At 72.1% G+C, this 19,172-nt stretch carries 20 protein-coding genes; 5 read left to right on the top strand and 15 right to left on the bottom strand.

Features of this window, described 5'->3' with window-relative positions; all coding sequences use genetic code 11:
* Positions 1-7: 7 nt before the first annotated feature.
* From OG737_RS20300 to OG737_RS20285, 4 genes are all read right to left on the bottom strand, one after another.
* The gene (locus tag OG737_RS20300; protein ID WP_328927539.1) at positions 8-1,099 is read right to left on the bottom strand and encodes a PDZ domain-containing protein; all 1,092 of its coding nucleotides are present in this window, start codon (positions 1,097-1,099) and stop codon (positions 8-10) included.
* Between the two features lie 112 nt (positions 1,100-1,211).
* Positions 1,212-1,409 (bottom strand): hypothetical protein, encoded by a 198-nt coding sequence (locus OG737_RS20295; RefSeq protein ID WP_328927538.1) that lies wholly within the window; start codon positions 1,407-1,409, stop codon positions 1,212-1,214.
* Positions 1,410-1,702: 293 nt separating this feature from the next.
* Positions 1,703-2,164: a molybdenum cofactor biosynthesis protein MoaE gene (locus tag OG737_RS20290; RefSeq protein WP_328927537.1), complete on the bottom strand. Its 462-nt coding sequence runs from the start codon at positions 2,162-2,164 to the stop codon at positions 1,703-1,705.
* Between the two features lie 185 nt (positions 2,165-2,349).
* On the bottom strand, positions 2,350-3,459 hold the full coding sequence (locus OG737_RS20285; protein WP_405922436.1) for an SDR family oxidoreductase: 1,110 nt from the start codon (positions 3,457-3,459) through the stop codon (positions 2,350-2,352).
* A 258-nt stretch (positions 3,460-3,717) separates the two neighbouring features.
* On the opposite strand from OG737_RS20285, the gene OG737_RS20280 reads away from it, so the two are divergent.
* Positions 3,718-5,127: a zinc-dependent metalloprotease gene (locus OG737_RS20280; RefSeq protein ID WP_405921841.1), complete on the top strand. Its 1,410-nt coding sequence runs from the start codon at positions 3,718-3,720 to the stop codon at positions 5,125-5,127.
* Entirely contained in the window at positions 5,124-5,654 is a 531-nt protein-coding gene (locus OG737_RS20275) for an NUDIX hydrolase (RefSeq protein ID WP_328927535.1), read from the top strand. The genes OG737_RS20280 and OG737_RS20275 overlap by 4 nt, the downstream gene beginning before the upstream one ends.
* A gap of 111 nt (positions 5,655-5,765) precedes the next feature.
* Here OG737_RS20275 and OG737_RS20270 read toward each other — a convergent pair whose 3' ends face one another.
* The 4 genes from OG737_RS20270 to OG737_RS20255 all read right to left on the bottom strand — a co-directional run bounded on the left by OG737_RS20270 (position 5,766) and on the right by OG737_RS20255 (position 9,625).
* A complete protein-coding gene (locus OG737_RS20270; protein ID WP_405921840.1) occupies positions 5,766-6,521 on the bottom strand; it encodes an AIM24 family protein in 756 nt (251 codons plus the stop codon).
* A gap of 17 nt (positions 6,522-6,538) precedes the next feature.
* A complete protein-coding gene (locus OG737_RS20265; protein ID WP_214935289.1) occupies positions 6,539-7,219 on the bottom strand; it encodes an AIM24 family protein in 681 nt (226 codons plus the stop codon).
* A 20-nt stretch (positions 7,220-7,239) separates the two neighbouring features.
* On the bottom strand, positions 7,240-8,895 hold the full coding sequence (locus tag OG737_RS20260; RefSeq protein ID WP_405921839.1) for a TerD family protein: 1,656 nt from the start codon (positions 8,893-8,895) through the stop codon (positions 7,240-7,242).
* 130 nt (positions 8,896-9,025) lie between these two features.
* A complete protein-coding gene (locus OG737_RS20255) occupies positions 9,026-9,625 on the bottom strand; it encodes a M48 family metallopeptidase (RefSeq protein ID WP_405681363.1) in 600 nt (199 codons plus the stop codon).
* A gap of 162 nt (positions 9,626-9,787) precedes the next feature.
* Between OG737_RS20255 and OG737_RS20250 the strand changes: the two genes are divergently transcribed.
* A complete protein-coding gene (locus OG737_RS20250) occupies positions 9,788-10,930 on the top strand; it encodes a ThiF family adenylyltransferase (RefSeq protein WP_405921838.1) in 1,143 nt (380 codons plus the stop codon).
* 73 nt (positions 10,931-11,003) lie between these two features.
* On the top strand, positions 11,004-12,332 hold the full coding sequence (locus OG737_RS20245) for an ABC1 kinase family protein (protein WP_405921837.1): 1,329 nt from the start codon (positions 11,004-11,006) through the stop codon (positions 12,330-12,332).
* Between the two features lie 28 nt (positions 12,333-12,360).
* Here OG737_RS20245 and OG737_RS20240 read toward each other — a convergent pair whose 3' ends face one another.
* The 5 genes from OG737_RS20240 to OG737_RS20220 all read right to left on the bottom strand — a co-directional run bounded on the left by OG737_RS20240 (position 12,361) and on the right by OG737_RS20220 (position 16,227).
* Positions 12,361-12,567, bottom strand: coding sequence for a hypothetical protein (locus OG737_RS20240; RefSeq protein WP_328927529.1), 207 nt, complete (start codon positions 12,565-12,567; stop codon positions 12,361-12,363).
* A gap of 124 nt (positions 12,568-12,691) precedes the next feature.
* Positions 12,692-13,021, bottom strand: a complete 330-nt coding sequence (locus tag OG737_RS20235; protein ID WP_328927528.1) for a hypothetical protein — start codon at positions 13,019-13,021, stop codon at positions 12,692-12,694.
* A complete protein-coding gene (locus tag OG737_RS20230; RefSeq protein ID WP_328927527.1) occupies positions 13,018-13,389 on the bottom strand; it encodes a WhiB family transcriptional regulator in 372 nt (123 codons plus the stop codon). Before OG737_RS20230 ends, OG737_RS20235 begins: the two co-directional genes overlap by 4 nt.
* A gap of 172 nt (positions 13,390-13,561) precedes the next feature.
* Positions 13,562-13,876 (bottom strand): hypothetical protein, encoded by a 315-nt coding sequence (locus OG737_RS20225; protein ID WP_328930409.1) that lies wholly within the window; start codon positions 13,874-13,876, stop codon positions 13,562-13,564.
* Positions 13,877-14,055: 179 nt separating this feature from the next.
* Positions 14,056-16,227, bottom strand: coding sequence for an ATP-dependent DNA helicase UvrD2 (locus tag OG737_RS20220; RefSeq protein ID WP_405921836.1), 2,172 nt, complete (start codon positions 16,225-16,227; stop codon positions 14,056-14,058).
* A gap of 189 nt (positions 16,228-16,416) precedes the next feature.
* Between OG737_RS20220 and OG737_RS20215 the strand changes: the two genes are divergently transcribed.
* A complete protein-coding gene (locus tag OG737_RS20215) occupies positions 16,417-16,677 on the top strand; it encodes a mycoredoxin (RefSeq protein WP_031151539.1) in 261 nt (86 codons plus the stop codon).
* Positions 16,678-16,760: 83 nt separating this feature from the next.
* On the opposite strand, the gene nudC is transcribed toward OG737_RS20215, so the two are convergent.
* Both nudC and OG737_RS20205 read right to left on the bottom strand, forming a co-directional pair.
* The gene (gene nudC, locus OG737_RS20210; protein WP_328927525.1) at positions 16,761-17,708 is read right to left on the bottom strand and encodes an NAD(+) diphosphatase; all 948 of its coding nucleotides are present in this window, start codon (positions 17,706-17,708) and stop codon (positions 16,761-16,763) included.
* A 57-nt stretch (positions 17,709-17,765) separates the two neighbouring features.
* Positions 17,766-19,172 carry a dipeptidase gene (locus OG737_RS20205; RefSeq protein ID WP_405678624.1) on the bottom strand — a complete coding sequence of 469 codons (1,407 nt, stop codon included), beginning with the start codon at positions 19,170-19,172 and terminating at the stop codon, positions 17,766-17,768.

Genomic DNA, 19,172 nt, shown 5'->3' with positions numbered 1-19,172 from the left:
GGGCCGGTCAGGGCTTGGCGCCGCACTGCGGCAGCCCGGCCGTGTCCCCCTTGCTGATCTTCTGCAGCGCCTGTGTGGCGTCGCCGATGGTGGAGACCTTCACCAGGGTCAGCCCGTCGGGCACGTGGGCGGCCGCGGCGGCGCAGTTCTCGGCCGGGGTCAGGAAGTACTCGGCGCCGGCCTGGCGGGCGCCGATGGTCTTCATCTGGATGCCGCCGATGGGCCCGACCTTGCCCGCGTCGTCGATGGTGCCGGTGCCCGCGACGAACTTGCCGCCGGTCAGGTCCTCCGGTGTGAGCTTGTCGACGATGCCGAGGGAGAACATCAGCCCCGCGCTGGGGCCGCCGACGTCGGCGAGCTTGATGTCGATCGTGAACGGGAAGGTGTGGTCGGTCCCGGCCCGGATGCCGACGATGGCGTGGCCGTCGCCCTCCGCCTTGCCCGCGGTGACGGTGACCTTGGTGGGGCCGGCGGGTTCGCGGTTCGCCTTCACCGCCTCGGCCGCTTCCGCGGCGGGGATGATGGTGAACTCGACCGGCTCGCCGGGCTTGTGCTTGGTGACGAGCTTGGCCACGTCCTCGGGGGCGTTGACGGGGGCGCCGTCCACGGCCTTGACGACGTCACCGGCGTGCAGCGTGCCGTCGGCGGGGCTGGCCTTGACCACGGAGGAAACGATGACGCGGGCGGAGACCGGGACGCCGAGCTGCTTGAGAGCGGCCACCTTGGCGCTCTGCTGCGACTGGCTGAACTCCTCGGCGTTCTCCTGGGTGGACTCCGCGTCCGTCTTGCCGTTCGGGTAGAGGTTCTCGTGCGGCACGACGATGTTGTCGCCGGCGAGCCACCCGTACACCGCTTCCACCAGGTTCATGTCGTAGTCCGCGCCGGTGACGCGGACCGTCGTCATGTTGAGGTGGCCGCTCGTCGGGTAGGTCTTGCGCCCCGAGATGTTGAGGACGGGCTCGCCGTGCGAGTCCCCGAGCGTGTTCACGGTCGGCCCGGGGCTCATCTCGGAGTACGGGACCTTGATGAACACCCCTGCGCAGAGCAGCGCGAACAGCATGAGGGTGGAAGCGAGCATCGTCGCAGTGCGGCGTGGCATGGATCCGACAGTACGGGACGGCTCTGGCGGGCGGCCCGTGGGGCCGGTCCGTACGAGGCCCTGCGCGGAGCCGTCGGGCTCTCGGTGATCTCGGGGCACTTTCCGGGACGCGTCAGACGGCGTCGGAACCGGAGTGGGCCTCTGCCTTGTGCCGGGCCTGTTCGGCCTTTCCCATGGCTTCGCGGAATCGCGCGTAGCCGGCGAGCTCGGATATGTCGCCTTGCGTGCGGTCGCGTGCCGCCCAGCTGCCCCATATCGCCGCTCCGATCGCGGCGAACAGCGGAATCAGCAACCACGCCAGTGACGCCATGGGCGTGCCTCCCTACCCCGAAGTACGTGTCGTTGGTGGCTTCAACGCTGCTGCCCGGGAAGGGGTTACGCAAATCGAGGGCGTGTTGCGCGGCCGAACGGGTGCGAGGCTACCCCCTTCCGGGGGCGGCCCCACGACCGGGGGTTCAGCAGGCGCCACCCACTCCTCGGTGCCGTCGGCGAACGGCCGCTTCTCTCCGCCGACCTCGCACCGCTCGGCGCAGGGGCGCCTCACAGGCTTCTGCCGGCTGCGCCGGACTCCGTCCGCCGTCACCGACCACGCGGTCGCACGGCTCAGCAGGCGCCGACCCACTCCTCGGTGCCGTCGGCGAACGTCTGGTGCTTCCAGATCGGGACCTCGTGCTTGAGGTCGTCGATCAGCATCCGGCAGGCCTCGAAGGCCTCGCCGCGGTGCGGGCAGGACACGGCGACGACGACGGCCAGGTCACCGACGGCCAGGTCGCCCACGCGGTGCACGGCGGCCAGGGCGCGGACCGGGTACTTCGCCACGACGCGCTCGGCGACCCGGCGCATCTCGGCCTCTGCCGTGGGGTGGCAGGAGTAGCCGAGCGAGTCGACGTCCGCCCCGCTGTCGTGGTTGCGCACCGTGCCGACGAAGAGTGTCGTGCCGCCCGTCGCGTCGTCGCCGACGGCCTGGAAGACCTCGTCGATCGAGAGCGGGGTGTCACGGATCGCGAGCAGCCGGATCGGGTCCTGCGCGGCCTGCTCGCCGGGGTGATCGAAGTGCGGAGCCATGTCTTCATCGTGCCCTAGGCGCTGACAAGGCGAAATAGCTGATTCGCCCGGGCCGCGCCCGGCTGCTTGGGAGCCTCCTACAGAAACCCCGGCTCCCGGGCCCCGCCGGCGATCGGGGCGCGGGGTCCGGGGCGCGGCCCGGGGCCGCTTGCGCGACGGCGTCGCGGGCCCCGGCAGCGGCCGGATCAGATCCCGCGGCGCCTGCGGGCCGCCCGGACCACGGCGGCGGCACCGAGCAGCGCGACCGTCGCGCCCGCCGCGCCCGCGGCGGTGGCGTCCTTGCGGCCCAGTCGGCGGCCCGCGACCGTGTGCCGGCCCGCGACCTCCTGGAGGAGCTCGGCCAGCACCTCCTCGTTGGTCCAGCGCGGCCGCCAGCCCGCCGCGTGCAGACCGCTGACGCTGACCACCCACGGGTGCATGGTGTACGCGAGGTCCCCGGCCGGAGAGGGCGTCAGGCCGATCCGGTGCAGCCGGGCCGCGGCTCCCAGGGCGACCGCCGAGGGGAGCTCCATGCGGCGGATCCCGCTCAGCTCCTCGACCTCCTCCTGCTCCAGCCAGCCCTCGCAGCCCACCGCGAGCTCGCCCTCGACCTTCTCCAGCGCCGCGTACTCCAGCGCGCTGACCAGGTCCTCGACGTGGCAGAACTGCCAGGTGGGGCGGGATCCGGCGACCACGAGCAGGCGCGGGGACTCGAAGTACCGGGTCAGGGCGGTGTCCGTGCCGCCGACCAGGACCGCCGGGCGGATCACGGTGACGTTCAGGCCGGGGTGGGCGCGGGGGGCCCGGCGGCCGAGGCGCTCGATCTCCAGCAGGTCGCCGACGCCGGTCGCCTCGGCGGTGGCCCGCAGCTCGGAGTCCTCGGAGAGGGGGATGTCGTTGTCGGGCAGGGCTCCGTAGAGCATCGCGGAGGTGCACAGCACGACCCGGTGCACCCCGGCCGCCGCGGCGGCCGTCAGCACGGTCTGGGTCCCGCGCACGTTGTACGCGGTACGGGCCGCCGGGTCGGTCTCCAGGTCCAGGTCCAGCGCGAGGTGCACCACGACGTCGGCGCCGCGCAGCTTCTCGGCGATCGCCGGGTCCCGTACGTCCAGGACGTGCCACTGCGCGGCCGCGCAGTCCCCGCGCCGCTCGTCGATGGCCACGACCTGCTTGACCTCGTCGGAGGCCGCCAGGCGGCTCACCAGGGCCGCGCCGACGCCCGACGCGGCGCCGGTCACGGCGATCACGGGGCCTCGCACGGCCGGGTTTCGCGGCTGGCGAACATCGTGGGCGCTGTCGCTCCGCTCAGGGCGGATTTCGGCGTCGGGCCTGTGCTTGTCCGAGCCGTGCTTGTCCAAAGCGTGCGGATCTGGGGAACTCACCGGGCGTCTCCAGCGGTTGTCTTCAGTAGGGACGCGCCGTGACGCGTACCCACCAGGTGATGTCCATCCTGCCGCAGCCCAGGACCCGGCGGAGCACCGAGCCCGGAAGCGGCTCCGGTGTCTACGCTGGGTGGTGTTGTCGGACCATTGCCCGTCGGCACCCGCCGACGGCCCTACGAGCCGAGGAAACCCGTGAGCGACACCCCATTCGGATTCGGCCTTCCGCCGGAGGAGCCGGAGGACGGCGACGAGGGCAAGAAGAAGGGCAATCAGGGCGGCCAGGGCGGCCCGGCGAATCCGTTCGGGTTCACCGGCACGGGCCTGCCGGGCGGCGCGGGGGGTCCCGGCGGCGCGGACAATCCGTTCGCGGCGATGTTCGGCTCGATGAACCCGAACGACCTGGGCGCGGCCTTCCAGCAGCTGGGCCAGATGCTCAGCTACGAGGGCGGTCCCGTGAACTGGGACATGGCCAAGGACATCGCCCGCCAGACGGTTGCCCAGGGCACGGCGGACGGCGTGAAGGACGCGAGCGTCGGCGTCGCCGAGAAGTCCGCGGTCGAGGAGGCCGTGCGCCTCGCCGACCACTGGCTGGACGGTGTGACCTCGCTGCCCTCGGGCGCCGCCACTGCCGTCGCGTGGAGCCGCGCCGAGTGGGTCGAGGCGACCCTCCCGGTGTGGAAGGAACTCGTGGACCCGGTCGCCGAGCGGGTCGGCGCGGCCATGGGCAGCGTGCTGCCCGAGGAGATGCAGGCCATGGCGGGCCCGCTGCTCGGAATGATGCGCTCCATGGGCGGTGCCATGTTCGGACAGCAGATCGGCCAGGCCGTGGGCGTGCTCGCGGGCGAGGTCGTCGGCTCGACCGACATCGGGCTGCCGCTGGGCCCGGCCGGCAAGGCCGCGCTGCTGCCGCTGAACATCGAGAGCTTCGGCAAGGACCTGGGCGTCCCGGCGGACGAGGTGCGGCTGTACCTGGCCTTGCGCGAGGCGGCCCACGCCCGGCTCTTCGCACACGTGCCGTGGCTGCGCTCGCACCTGTTCGGCGCGGTCGAGGGTTACGCCCGCGGCATCAAGGTCGACACCTCGAAGCTGGAGGACGTGGTCGGCCAGCTGGACCCGTCGAACCCGGAGCAGCTGCAGGAAGCGCTGCAGGGCGGCATGTTCCAGCCGCAGGACACCCCCGAGCAGAAGGCCGCGCTGGCCCGCCTGGAGACGGCGCTCGCACTGGTCGAGGGCTGGGTGGACGCGGTCGTGCACGAGGCGGCGAAGCCGCGTCTGACCTCGGCGGACGCGATGCGCGAGACCATGCGCCGGCGGCGCGCCTCGGGCGGCCCGGCGGAGCAGACCTTCGCGACGCTGATCGGGCTGGAGCTGCGGCCGCGCCGGCTGCGGGACGCCTCGCGGCTGTGGGCCTCGCTCACCGACGCGCGGGGTGTGGACGGCCGCGACGGGTTGTGGGAGCACCCGGACATGCTGCCGACGGCCTCGGACCTGGACGACCCGGACGGCTTCGTGCACCGCGAGCAGCTGGACTTCTCCGAGCTCGACAAGATGCTCGGCGAGGCCGCCCGGAAGCGCGACGAGGACGGCGGCGAGGAGAAGTGAGCCTGTACGACGACGCGGTCCTCGTGCTCAAGCGCTACGAGGACCAGCCCGAGCTGCGCGACGTCTACCTGGAGCACCTGGCCGCCCATCCGGACGGGGTCTACAAGCCGTGCGAGGCCGGGCACATCACCGGCAGCGCCCTGGTGATCGACCCGGAGCGGGGGCGCGTCCTGCTGACCCTGCACAAGAAGCTGGGCATGTGGCTGCAGATGGGCGGCCACTGCGAGCCCGGCGACGCCACCCTCGCCGAGGCGGCGCTGCGCGAGGCCCGCGAGGAGTCCGGCATCGAGTCCGGGCTGAGCCTGCTGCCCGGCGGGCCGGTGCGCCTCGACCGGCATCCGATCCCGGCGCCCTGCCACTGGCACCTTGACGTGCAGTACGCGGCGCTGGCGCCGGCCGGTGCGGTGGCGGAGATCAGCGAGGAGTCCCTGGACCTGCGCTGGTTCCCGTACGAGGAGGTGGCGGCGGTGGCCGACACCTCGGTCGTGCGGCTGCTGGAGGCGGCCCTGGCACGGCTCGGCGCGTGACGCCGTGACGCCGTGACGTGAGGAAGGGGCGGCCCCGGATGCCCGGGGCCGCCCCTTCCGCGTATCTGGCTCGTGCCCGGCAGCTGCCTTGCCCGTGCCTTCGCCGTGCGGCTAGTTCCAGGCGTTGTTCTGGTTCTGCGCGTGCGAGCCGTGCTGGCCCATGCCGAACTGCGCCGCGGCGCCCTGGCCGAGCTGGGCGTTCTGCGGCGGCAGCACCTCGCTGGGCTGCACGAGGGCGAAACCGGTGCCGAGGAAGCTCAGCTCCCAGCCCTCGCCGGTGTTGCCGCGCCGGCGCCACACTCCGGTGGAGTGCGTCTGGGCCTGCATCTGCACCCGCAGCGAGGTGGACCAGGCGACGATGGCGTCCGCGTCCGCGTTGACGTACTTGTCGGGCGTGACCTGCATCATCAGCGGCTGCCCGGAGGTCATCAGCGCGACCTTGCCGCGGCCGGTGACGTTGAGCTGGTACTTGCCGGAGCCGGAGATCCCGTACTGGCTGTCCACCGCGATGGCCTCGGTGTGCAGGGTGGAGTCCATGGCCAGCACGTAGCTGCTGTCGACGGTGAGGCCGTCCTGGTCCACGTCCACGACGTGCACGTACTGGGCCAGGTTGGCCAGGTAGACCGTGCCCTGCCCGGAGCAGCGCATGAGGTCGAGGCCCTCGCCCGTGCGGGCGCGGGCGGTGCGCTGGTTGGTGCTCTGGTACTCGCCGTCGAAGTCGATGATCCCCTGGTAGGCGACCATCGCGCCCTTGCGGGCGAGTACGTCGTCGTGGCCTGTCAGCGAGACCCGCAGCAGCTGCGGGTTCTGGACGGCGTACCGCTCCTGGGACTGCGCCTCGGCGTGGGCGAAAAGTGCGCTCTGCATGATGTGTCCGCTCCCCCTCAGCCCCGGGCCCGGAGCCGGTCGGTGCTGTCCTCGCTCGGCTGTACGACGACGATGCCCTGGCCGGAGAAGGCCATCTGGTAGGCCTCCCCGCTGCCCCGGCCGATCATCGACGAGGCCTTGAAGCTGCGCTTCCCCTTGACCTTGAGATTCGGCGACCAGGCGACGAGCGCGTCCGGGTCGACGTACGTCTCGTCCTCGCCGCGACCGCAGTCGACCACGATCGGGGTGCCGCGGGAGGTGATCGCGACCCACCCGGTACCGGCGACCTGCACGTTGAACAGGCCCTGGCCGGCGAACTTCGCCATGCCCTTGACCCGCTCGACGCCCCACTGGAGGTGGGCGTCGAAGGCGAGCAGGTTGGTCCCGTTCACGGAGAGGGCGTCGTTGTTGAGGTTGACGACGACGACGTCCGCGCCGTAGTCGGCGAGGTAGAGCAGGCCGTCGCCGGTGCACTTCATCAGCGGGGCGCCCTCGCCGGTGAGCCACTGCGAGGCCATCTGGCGCACGGCCGGCGGGTTGGGCTCGTACTGCACGAAGCCCTCGTACGCGACCATCGAGCCGGTACGGGCGAAGAGGTCCTGGCCGCTCTGCATGGCGACCTTGAGCATGGCCCGTCCGTGGTTCTCCATGCGGGCCGTGACGGGCGTCGGGGCGTAGCCCGCGAGCTGCTGGTTCATTGCGTTCATGACGGGCTCCCTCAGACCTCGTACGGCTGGACGACGATGAAGTTGCCGGGAGCGCCGCGGAACTGGAGGTTCACGGTCTCCCCGCTGTGGCCGGGGTAGGCGTTGCGCCGGAGCCGGACCTGGCTGGAGATGATCACCTGTGAGGCGGCCGACCACGCCACGATGGCGTTGCTGTCCGCGAAGGTGGTCGGGGTGACGGGCAGGACGACCGGGACGCCGTGCGTCTTGACGATCACGGTGCCGGCGCCCTGGAACTGCATGGTGAACAGGGCGCCGCCGGGGATGCCGTGGCCCTCGATGCGGCGGACCTCGTGCTGGAGCGACTCGTCGAAGGCGAGCACGTTCTCGGCGGAGACGCAGATCGCGTCACCCTGGAGCTCGATGGCGTGCAGGTGGGCGCCGTTCTCCGCGAGGAAGACCTGGCCGCGGCCGGTGCAGCGCATCAGCTGCATCTCCTGGCCGGTGGCGTTGCCCACGATGCGGCCCGCGAAGCCCGCGCCCTTGTAGCTGAAGTCGACCTTGCCCTGGTACAGGACCATGCTGCCCTGGCGGGCGAGGACGGGCTGGCCGCCCATCGACAGGTCGACGCGCATGAGCTGCGGGTTCTGCGCGGTCCAGCGGGCGCCCGTGGGGGCTTCCTTGTACGGCTGGAGCGCGGCGGTGAGACCGGCCGCGGCGGGGGCGGGGGCCTGCTGCCCGTAGCCGGGCTGCTGACCGCCAGGGGGGTACTGGCCGGGGGCCTGGCCGGGGAACTGCCCGGGCATCTGGCCCGGTACCTGCCCCGGCACCTGGCCGTAGCCCGGCTGCTGCCCGTAGGGGGCGGGGGCCGGAGCGGGCGGGGGAACCTGGCCGTACGAGGGCTGCTGCGGCGGCTGGCCGTACGGCGCGGGGGCGGGCGGAGCGAGCGGCGCGGCCATGGTGGGCGCGCTGTGCTGCGGGTACGCCTGCGGCTGCGGGGCGGGGGCCGGAGCGGGTGGCGCGCCGAACGAGGGCGCGGGGGCCGGGGCCTGCTGCGGCGCGGCCTGGGGTGCCGGGGCCTGGGCGGGGGCGCCGAAGGACGGTGCCGGGGCCTGCGGCGGCGGGGCGAATCCGGGCGCGGCGCCGGTCTGGGCCGGGGCCTGCTGCTGCGGCTCCTCCTCCTCGGCGACCTCGCCGCCGAAGTTCTTGAGCAGCGCGGCGAGTCCGCCGTCGAAGCCCTGGCCGACGGCTGCGAAGCGCCATACGTCCTTGAGGTAGAAGTCGCCGAGCATCACGGCCCGCTCGGTGGTGAACTCCGCACCCGTGAACGAGTACCGGACGACTTCCTCGCCGCCCGCGACGATCCGGAGGTAGCCGGGGCCGATCTGCGACATCTGGCCGGCGCCGTCGATGGTGGCGGTGAAGGACAGCTTGTGGATGGAGGCCGGCACGCGGTCCAGGGTCACCCGGAAGGATTCGGTGTCTCCGGCCTGCGCACCGAGCTGCTGGATGGACTCCTCGGGCGACTTCGGCTGGTTGAAGAAGACGAAGTAGCGGTCGTCGGACAGCTGCTCGTTCGCATCGAGGCCGAAACAGCTGATGTCGAAGGTGAGTCCGGGTCCGGCGATCTGGACGCCCACGTAAAGATCCGTGCCCGGCGTCAGATCACTGATCTTGGCCTTGTGGCCCCGTTGGAATTCCCTGGCCATACGTAACGACCGTCCCCCATCCCGACTGTGAATGCGTGCCGCTCAGGCTAACGGCAACTGCCGACATCCGGCCAAGTCGGTACCGACCCGGTACATATCACCGTCCGTGACAGTGCGGACGGGCGCAGCGCTATTCGTCGCGGGCGGCGGGGACCTTCGGGAGGCGCTCGGCGGCGACGATTCCCTCCAGGTATCCGCGGGCCCGCTCGGTCCGGGGATACGCCTCCAGCAGCTCCCAGAAGCGGGGGCCGTGGCCGGGCACGAGGAGGTGGGCCAGCTCGTGCAGGAGGACGTAGTCGATGACGTACTCCGGCATCCCCTGGAGGCGGTGGGAGAGCCGGATGCTGCCTTCGGCCGGGGTGCAGGAGCCCCAGCGGGTGTTCTGGTTGGTGACCCAGCGGACCGAGCGGGGGCGGGCGCGGCCGGTGAAGTACTGCTCGGACAAACGCTCGGCGCGCTCGGTGAGTTCCGCGTCGCCGAGGGTGCGCTTGCTCTCCTGGGCGGCCAGCTTGTCGAGCATGACGCCCACCCAGCGCCGCTCCTCGGCCTCGGACATCCGGGCAGGGATGAGGACGACCGTACGGTCACCCTCGCGATAGGCGGATACGGTCCTGCGGCGGCGCGCGCTCCGGCGGACTTCTACGGCGCGCTGCGGTGGGTCGGCGGACACGCGACGACGGTACCCGCTAGCCGTGGCGGAAGTCCCGCCCGTCCGGCAGTCGAACGCGATCGATTCACAGTCGGCATCCGGAACACCCCATTTCTCCATCTCATATGCCTAATACACCTCGCCTGTGGACAAATTCCCGCACGGAATGCGGCGGACGGGCAATGTTGCGGGAGAGCGGAAAAGAGGCGGCGCGGGTGCGCACGCGAAATCGAGGGGGCGGCCGTGTATCCGAAGGTGAAGCCGGCGCTGGCACGGGCCTGGAGGGATCTGCAGACGGTTCAGTTCGGGGTGACACCCGCCCACGCGGTGGTGCTGGGCCCCGTCGACACGGCGACGGGCGCGCTCATCGACCGCATCGACGGGACGCGGCGGATGGAGCTGTTACGGGCCGAGGCCTCGGGGATGGGACTGCCGGACGGCCAGGCCGACGAACTGGTCCGGCGGCTGGCGGCGGCCGGACTGCTCGACGACGCCACGGCGGGCGGCCCGCTCGCCCAGGCCGTGCGCAAGCGGCCGGAGGCCCTGGAGCGGCTGGGGCCCGATCTGGGCTCGCTGTCCTTGGTCCACCGTGAGCCGGGCGGGGACTTGCGGGGGATCGCCGCGCGCCGGGCGATACGGGTGCAGGTGCGCGGGAGCGGCCGGGTGGGCGCGTTGATCGCCGCGGTCCTGTCGGGAGCCGGTGTGGGCGGGGTCGAGGTGCTCGACGGTGGCCGGGTGGAACCCGGGGACGTGGCGCCGGGCGGGTTCGGGTCGCAGAGCGTGGGCCGCCTGCGGGCCGAGGCCGCGGGCAGGCTGGTGCGCCAGTCGGCTCCGGGGCGCGCGCCGCGGGCCGGGGAGAGCGAGGGCCCGGAGCCCGGGCTCGCCCTGGTGGTGGTCGCGCCCCGCGACGGGCTGCAGGCCTGGGCCCCGGATCCGGACACCGCGGCCGACTGGGTGGCGACGGGCATCCCGCACCTGTACGCGGGGGTGCTGGAGGGCACCGGACTGGTGGGACCGCTGGTGCTGCCGGGTTCGACGGCGTGCGCGGGGTGCATGGAGCGCGAGCGGGTGGACCTTGATCCGGCCTGGCCGAGGATGCTGGTGCAGTGGCGGTCGGCGCACCGGCGCCGGGCGGGCGGCGCGTGCGACCTGGGCCTGTCCACTGCGGTGGCCGGTCTGGCCGCGGCCCACGCGCTGTCCTTCCTCGACGGCGAACTGCCCGCCTCCACCGCCTCCCGCTGGGAGGCCGCGCTCCCGGCCCTGCACTGGCAGCGCAGCCCGGTCGTCCCGCACCCCGACTGCCCGTGCGGAGCGAACGCAGGTCGTCCAGCTCTGCTCCAGCGACTGGGAGGAGGATCAGGAGGGGATCCTCCGGAGGGGCCATGACAGGATGCGTGGGTCGGAGGGGTCTTCCCGAACCGCCGCTTGCGGCGCAGCTGTCTGGGAAATGGAGGGGCGTATGTCTGATCTTCCCCGGAAGGCGGTCACCCGTACCGTCAAGCTGGCCGCGCTGCCGCTCGGCATCGCGGGTCGGGCAACCTGGGGGCTGGGCAAGCGGATCGGCGGCAAGTCGGCGGAGATAGTGGCGCGCGAGCTTCAGCAGCGCACCGCCGAGCAGCTGTTCCGGACGCTCGGGGAGCTGAAGGGCGGTGCCATGAAGTTCGGGCAGGCCCTGTCGGTCTTCGAGTCTGCCCTGCCCGAGGAGGTCGCCGGGCCCTACCGGGCTGCGCTGACCAAGCTTCAGGAAGCGGCCCCGCCGCTGCCCACGGCCACGGTGCACCAGGTGCTGGCGGACCGACTGGGCGCGGACTGGCGGGATCTGTTCGAGGAGTTCGAGGACAAGCCGGCCGCGGCCGCCTCGATCGGGCAGGTGCACCGGGCGGTGTGGCACGACGGCCGGCAGGTGGCCGTCAAGGTCCAGTACCCGGGGGCCGGCGAGGCTCTGCTGTCGGACCTGAAGCAGCTGGGCCGGTTCGCGGGTCTGCTGGGGCCGCTGATACCGGGCATGGAGATCAAGCCGCTCATCAAGGAGTTGCGCGACCGGGTCGCGGAGGAGCTCGACTACGAGCTGGAGGCCGAGGCGCAGCGGACGCACGCGGACGCGTTCGAGGGCGACCCCGACGTCGTGGTGCCGGATGTCGTGCACCAGGGCGACGGGGTGCTGGTGACCGAGTGGATGGAGGGGACCCCGCTGTCGGAGGTGATAGCCGACGGCACTCAGGAGGAGCGCGACCGCGCCGGGCAGTTGCTGGCCCGGTTCCTCTTCTCCGGTCCCGCCCGCACCGGGCTGCTGCACGCGGACCCGCACCCGGGCAACTTCCGGCTGATATCGGGGCCGGAGGGCCGGATGCGGCTGGGCGTCCTGGACTTCGGCACGGTCGACCGGCTGCCGGGCGGCTGGCCCAAGCCCATCGGCAAGTCACTGCGGATGACGCTGGACGGGGATGCCGAAGGGGTCTACGGGCACCTGTGCGCCGAGGGGTTCGTGAAGGAGTCCATCGAACTGGACCCCGACGCGGTACTGGACTATCTCAAGCCGATCATCGAGCCCGCCGAGGCCGAGGAGTTCACCTTCACACGGGCGTGGCTGCGCGGCCAGGCGGCGCGGATCGCCGATCCCCGGTCCCCCGCACACCAGTTGGGACGGCAGATCAACCTGCCACCCTCGTACCTGCTGATCCACCGGGTCACGCTGAGCACCATCGGGGTGCTGTGTCAGCTGGGCTCGACGGTGCGGCTGCGGGACGAACTGGACTCCTGGCTACCGGGGTTCGCGTCCGCGGAGTGACGTAGGGGGCGGGCAGGCCGGCTCCGGGTCACCACCAGGAGGAGTCGAGCCTGCCCTCGATCGCCCGGATGTTGGCCCGGGCGCAGTCGTGGCAGAAGTAGTGCCTGCTGCCGTTTTCCATGGAGCAGGTCCAGGTGATCGGGGCGCCGTCCGGAGACCGGGCACCACAGCGCGCGCAGACGACGGGCTGGGCCTCGGATCCCGGCTTGGCGGGGTGGGGAGTCGGCTGGTCCACCTCCAGACGATATCCCCGTACGGGGTGGACAGGCCCCGCAACGCACCGGGGGGACCGGTCCGTTCGGACCGGTCCCCCCGGGACGTCTTGTCTGTGATTTCAGAGCCTCAGCACTGTGGAGCTCTTAGTGCATGACGGCCATGGCGAGCGCGCGCCGGGCGCGCAGCGAGACTCGCTCGGCTCGCCGCTGCATGCGGCGGGCGGTGACCAGGCGCACGGCGTGACGCTCGGCGTCCACCTCACGCATGCGGTCGTCCATATGGGCGCGAGCCAGGGCTTCTGGGATGAGTTGCATTTCGCGGGTCCTGTTCTGACGCGAGGTGATCGCGCCTGCGGTGATGAAGTCTGCGGTGGCGGAGCCGTGCGGCTGCTCGCTCGTGGAGTGGGCGGTCATGAGGGCCTGCTTCAGGGGGTCGTGCGTGAGGGGGCGGTCGATGGTTCCGTGGGCGGTCATGCCGCGACAACCGGGTTCTTGCGCGGACGGCCACGCGGCCGCTTGCGGGCGACGACGACACCCTGGACGAAGAGCTCGCCACCCCAGACACCCCAGGGCTCGCGGCGCTCGGTCGCCCCGGCGAGGCAGGCCTCGACCAGCGGGCAGGTGCGGCAGAGGGACTTGGCGTACTCGACGTCCGCCGGGGACTCGGCGAAGAAGACCTCGGGGTCGAAGGTGCGGCACGGGACGGGTACGCCGAGGTTCTCGATGGCGTCGTCGAGCGCGGTCAGCGCGGTGAGCGGGGTCAAGGTGTGGTCCTCCGGGACTGCGGGCGGGGAGATCGTTTGGGTCTGCGGTACGGACGGGGCGTGCGCTTCGAGTTGCACGGTGTCTTCTTCCTCGTCTTGTTCGGCTAGTCGTTCCGGCCGGTCGGCCGGATTCGGCTGGGGTTCTGCCAGTCCCGAGGCGCCTGTCCGTCGTCCCGTTCGGGGACAAACAGAAGGGCCGCGGATCCCGGTTGGGTTCCGCGGCCCTGAAGGCGCCGGCCTGATCATGCGATCAGGCTGGATCACTCCAGGGTTCGAGCCCACGGAAGGCCCACATCAGGTGGTGCTGCTGCTTCGTCGTCTGCTTGTTCTGGGATCCGGCACCGGCTGCGGCGGCGAAGCCATAGGCGCCATGCGCCTGAGCTTCCGCTGCCAGTACTGCCACCGGTGCCTGGGTCGGTCGCTCATTGCGCTCGCTGACCGGACGGATCGCCAGCAGGGCGGGGCTGTCGGCAGAAATCGCGGACACACCGGTACCCAGGAGGGAGACGGAACCGAGCAGGCAGGAAGCGTCGACCGAGCGATCGGTCATTTTGGTGAAGGTCATGAAGCTGGTCACTGGTCTCGCCTCCTCTCGGCGTCTCGGGGACGGGGCCCGGGGGCCTGTCCCATGCGTATTCGGATAAGTACAGCACGGATCCAGGGCTTCGGAGAAGCCACCGTTTCCGTTGCTAAGAACCTATGGGGATTCGCTGGGCATGTGCAAACTATTTTTCCGACGAGTTTCTACGCGTCGTCAGAATCCTCGGACCCGGGGTCCTGACCTGCGCAGATGGCCAGGACGTCGGCTCCGTACCGGTCGAGCTTCCGTACACCCACGCCGGAGATCATCGAGAGCTCGCCCTCCTCGGAGGGCGCGGCCTCCGCGATCGCCATCAGCGTCTTGTCCGTGAAGACGCAGTAGGGGGGCAGGCCCTGGTCCTTCGCCTGGGTCCGGCGCCACTCCCGCAGCCGCTCGTAGAGCCCCTCGTCCATGTCGGACGGGCAGTCCTCGCAGCGCATCAGTTTCAGCTCGCCGGCGTCGGTCAGGGTCTTGCCGCAGACCCTGCAGAGCACCGGCCCGCGGCGGCCGTGCTTGCGGGCGACCCGCTCGGCCGCGCCGCCCGGGCCCGTTCCCGGGGCCGCGGAGCCCGGCCGCAGGCCGTTCAGGAAGCGGCTGGGGCGTCGGGAGGCCCGGCCGCCCGGCGCCCGCGAGAGCGCCCAGGAGAGCGTCAGGTGCAACCGCGCCCGGGTGACGCCGACATAGAGCAGTCGGCGCTCCTCCTCGACCTGCTCGTCGGTCTTGGCGTAGGTGATCGGCACCATGCCGTCGGTGAGGCCGACGAGGAACACGGCGTCCCACTCCAGGCCCTTGGCCGCGTGCAGCGAGGCCAGGGTCACGCCCTGCACGGTCGGGGCGTGCTGGGCGGCCTTGCGCTCGTCGAGCTCGATGGTGAGGTCCGCCAGGGTGACCCCGGGCCGGGTCCGGGCGAAGTCCTCGGCGAGGCGGACCAGGGCGGCCAGCGACTCCCACTGGTCGCGCACCGCGCCGGAGCCGGCCGGCGGCTCGGCGGTCCAGCCGGTGGAGCTGAGCACGGCCCGGACCTGGGAGCCGAGCTCGACGACATCGTCGAGCAGCGGGTCGTTCCCGCCGGACCGGGCGGCTCCGCGGAGCGCGAGGATCGCCTTCTGGACCTCGCTCCGCTCGAAGAAGCGCTCGGCTCCGCGCAGCTGGTAGGGCACCCCGGCGTCGGCGAGGGCCTGCTCGTACACCTCGGACTGGGCGTTGATGCGGTACAGGACGGCGATCTCGCCCGCGGGCACGCCCGCCGCGATCAGGTCCCGGACCCGCGCGGCGACGCCCTCGGCCTCGGCGGGCTCGTCCGGGTACTCGGCGTAGACCGGGTCGGGTCCGGTTTCGCGCTGCGAGACCAGCTCCAGGCGGTGCTCGGCGGCCCGGCCCTTGGCCTGCTTGAGGAGGCCGTTGGCGAGATGGACGACCTGGGGGGTGGAGCGGTAGTCGCGGACCAGCTTGACCACGGTGGCCTGCGGGTAGCGGGTACGGAAGTTCAGCAGGTGGTCGGGGGTGGCGCCGGTGAAGGAGTAGATCGTCTGGCTGGCGTCGCCGACGACGCAGAGGCTGTCGCGCTCGCCGAGCCACAGGTCGAGCAGCCGCTGCTGGAGGGGGCTGACGTCCTGGTACTCGTCCACGACGAAGTGCTGGTACTGGGCGCGGATCTGTTCGGCGATGTCGTGGCGGTCCTGGAGGATGCCGACGGTGAGGAGCAGCACGTCCTCGAAGTCGATCATGCCGCGGTCGCGCTTGAGCTGCTCGTACGTCCCGTAGATCTGGGCGATCTCGGCCAGGTCGCGGGGGGCTTCGCGGCCCGACTTGAGGGCGGCCACCGGATAGTCGGCGGGCACGGTCTGGGTGACCTTGGCCCACTCGATCTCACCGGTGACATCGCGCAGCTCGTTGCGGTCGAGGCGGATGCGGCAGCGCGCGCCCGCCTCGGCGACGAACTGGATCTTGCGCTCCAGGAGCCGGGGGACGTCTCCGCCGACCGCCTTGGGCCAGAAGTACTGGAGCTGGCGCAGGGCGGCGGAGTGGAAGGTACGGGCCTGGACCCCGCCGGCGCCGAGGCCGCGCAGACGGCCGCGCATCTCCCCGGCGGCGCGGTTGGTGAAGGTGACGGCAAGCACACTGGCCGGCATGAGCTGGCCGGACTGGACTCCGTAGGCGATGCGGTGGGTGATCGCACGGGTCTTGCCGGTGCCGGCGCCCGCCAGCACGCACACCGGCCCGCGCAGGGTCGTCGCGACCTCGCGCTGCTCCGGGTCCAGGCCCAGGAGCACCGCGTCGGCCGAGTCGGCGGCCTCGGCGGCAGAGAAGGATGGGGAGTGCGTTGCTGCTGTCACCCCGCCATGCTGCCAGGTCTGGAGGGGCGGGCGGGAAACTTGTCCACAGGTCACCCGTATCCGTAGTACTTGTCACACCAGCCGCCGTGTCGCACCGGCCCCCTGTCGCACCGGCCGCGCGGGAATGGCCGCGCGGTCGCGTACGTTCCAGTACTCGGACCACCGAGACCCCACGAAGGAGACCGCAGCATGCAGGACACGGGCACCGTCACGATGTACAGCACGACCTGGTGCGGCTACTGCCGCCGGCTGAAGACCCAGCTGGACCGGGAAGGCATCGCGTACAACGAGATCAACATCGAGCTCGACCCCGAGTCCGCGGCGTTCGTGGAGAAGGCGAACGGCGGCAACCAGACGGTTCCCACCGTTCTCGTGAAGTCCTCCGCCGGCAACGAGTCCGTCATGACGAACCCGAGCCTGGCCCAGGTCAAGCAGGCCCTCGCCGTCTGACCCCCCGCGCACCCAGAGCGGCCCCCGCCCCGGCGGGGGCCTTCTGCGTGCGCGGGCCGGGCCGCTGCCGGCCCGCGGAGCCGTCAGACGGCCGGGGGCTTCGGCAGCGGCCGGCCGTACCAGAGCTCGACCAGGCGGGCGGCGATGGAGATGCCGCCCGCCGGGGGCAGCACCTCGCCCGCCTCGATCGCCGCAGCCAGCTCGTCGCGGGAGAACCAGCGGGCCTCCTCGATCTCCTCGCCGTCCACCGTGATCTCGGAGCTGGTGGCGCGGGCCGTGAAGCCCAGCATCAGGCTGTACGGGAACGGCCACGGCTGGCTGGCCACGTACTCGACCTCGCCGACCTTGACGCCCGCCTCCTCCCACACCTCGCGGACGACGGACTGTTCGATCGACTCGCCCGGCTCCACGAACCCGGCGAGGGTCGAGAAGCGGCCCTCCGGCCAGTGCACCTGGCGGCCCAGCAGCGCCCGGTCCTGGTCGTCCGTGACCAGCATGATCACGGCCGGATCGGTGCGCGGGTAGTGCTCGGCGCCGCAGCCCGGGCAGCGGCGGATGTGCCCGGCGGCCGCGACCACGGTGCGCTCGCCGCAGCGGGAGCAGAAGCGGTGCATCCGCTGCCAGTTCTCCAGCGCCACGGCGTGCACCATCAGCCCGGCGTCGCGCGCGTTCAGCAGCAGTCCGGCCTCGCGCAGGCCGGCCGGGCGGGCCGACTGGTCCATGCGGCCCGGCAGCGCGTCCTTCTGGAGCGCGAAGTACCGTACGCCGTCCTCGTCGGTCCCCAGGAAGTAGCGGTGGGTCTCGGTGACCGGGGCCTCGAAGGCCGGGGTCATCACGATGCCGGTGCCCCCGTCGGGGGTGTCGTCGATCAGGACCTGGCCGCCGGAGACGACGAACACACGGGTCGTCGGGTGGCTCCAGGCGGCGGCGAGCCACGCCTCGTCGAGGCGGTGGTGCGCGGCGCGGTCGATTCCGCTGGGCGCGGTGAGCGAGATCGGGCGCTCGGTATGGATGCTCACAGGTACTTCCAACTCCCCCGGTGGTGGGACAGGCAGGCTCAGTGACTCAGGCGGCGTGTGTGTCGGGCGTCAGGCAGGTGTGCGGTGGGACTCGGCAAGGTCGCCCCAGAGGTACGCGGTCGTCTCGACGCCCTTGAGGAGGAGGTCCAGCTCGACCTTCTCGTTCGGCGAGTGCCAGCCGTCGGACGGGACGGAGATGCCGAGGAAGAGGACGGGCGCGTCCAGGACGTCCTGGAGGTCTGCCGCGGGTCCGGAGCCGCCCTCGCGGGTGAAGCGGATCTTCTGGCCGAAGGCGCGGCCCATGGCCCGGACGACCGACTGCAGCGCGGGGTGGTCCAGCGGGGTCAGGCACGGGCGGGTCGGGGCGCCGAAGGTGATGGAGTGACGGATCCCGGCCGGGACGCGGGCCGCGACCCAGTCCGTAACGGCGGCCTCGACCTCGTACGGGTCCTGTCCGGACACCAGGCGGAACGACAGCTTCAGGTGGGCGGAGGCGGGCACGATGGTCTTGCCGCCAGGGCCCTGGTAGCCGCCGCCGATGCCGTTGACCTCGGCCGTCGGGCGGGCCCAGACGCGTTCCAGGGTGGAGTAGCCGGCCTCGCCGGCGGCCGCGTGGGACTTGGCCGTACGGAGCCACTCGGACTCGTCGAAGGGCAGCTCGGCGATGAGCGCGCGCTCGGCGTCGGTGAGTTCGGCGATGCCGTCGTAGAAACCGGGGACCGTGACCCGTCCGTCGGCGTCGTGGAGGGCCGCGACCAGGCGGGCGGCGACGGTGGCCGGGTTGGGCACGGCCCCGCCGAAGGCGCCGGAGTGGATGTCCTGGTCCGGGCCGTGGAAGTCGATCTCGCAGTCGGCGACGCCGCGCATGCCGGTGCAGACGGTGGGGGTGGTCTCGGACCACATGCCGGTGTCGGAGACGATCACGACGTCGGCGGCGAGCTCGGCGGCGCGGGCCTCGACGAGGGCGCGGAAGTGCGGGGATCCGGACTCCTCCTCGCCCTCCACGACGAGCTTCAGGTTCACGGCGGGGGCGGCGGCGCCGGTGGCCGCCAGGTGCGCGCGTACGCCCAGGGTGTGGAAGAACACCTGGCCCTTGTCGTCGGCGGCGCCGCGCCCGTACATCCGGCCGTCCTTGACGACCGGTTCGAACGGGTCGGTGTGCCAGCCGTCCGCCACGGCGGCGGGCTGCACGTCGTGGTGCCCGTAGACCAGGACGGTGGGCGCGTCCGGGTCCTCGCTCGGCCAGTGCGCGAACACGGCCGGGGCGCCCGGCGTCTCCCAGACCTCGGCGACCGGGAAACCGGTCTCCTTGAGCTTCGCCGCGAGCCATTCGGCGCTGCGGCGTACGTCGCCCGCGTGCTCGGGCTGCGCCGAGACGGAGGGTATGCGCAGCCACTCGGCGAGGTCGTCGAGGAAGGCGGCGCGGTGGGTCTCGATGTACGTGCGGACGGCGCTGTCCGGCGGGCTGTCGCTCAT

Origin of the sequence: Streptomyces sp. NBC_00122, assembly GCF_045160845.1 — a bacterium.
In the GTDB taxonomy this organism is placed as follows: Bacteria; Actinomycetota; Actinomycetes; order Streptomycetales; family Streptomycetaceae; genus Streptomyces.
The sequence above is the reverse complement of the archived record's forward strand: the minus strand, read 5'-3'. Positions and strand labels throughout refer to the sequence as shown.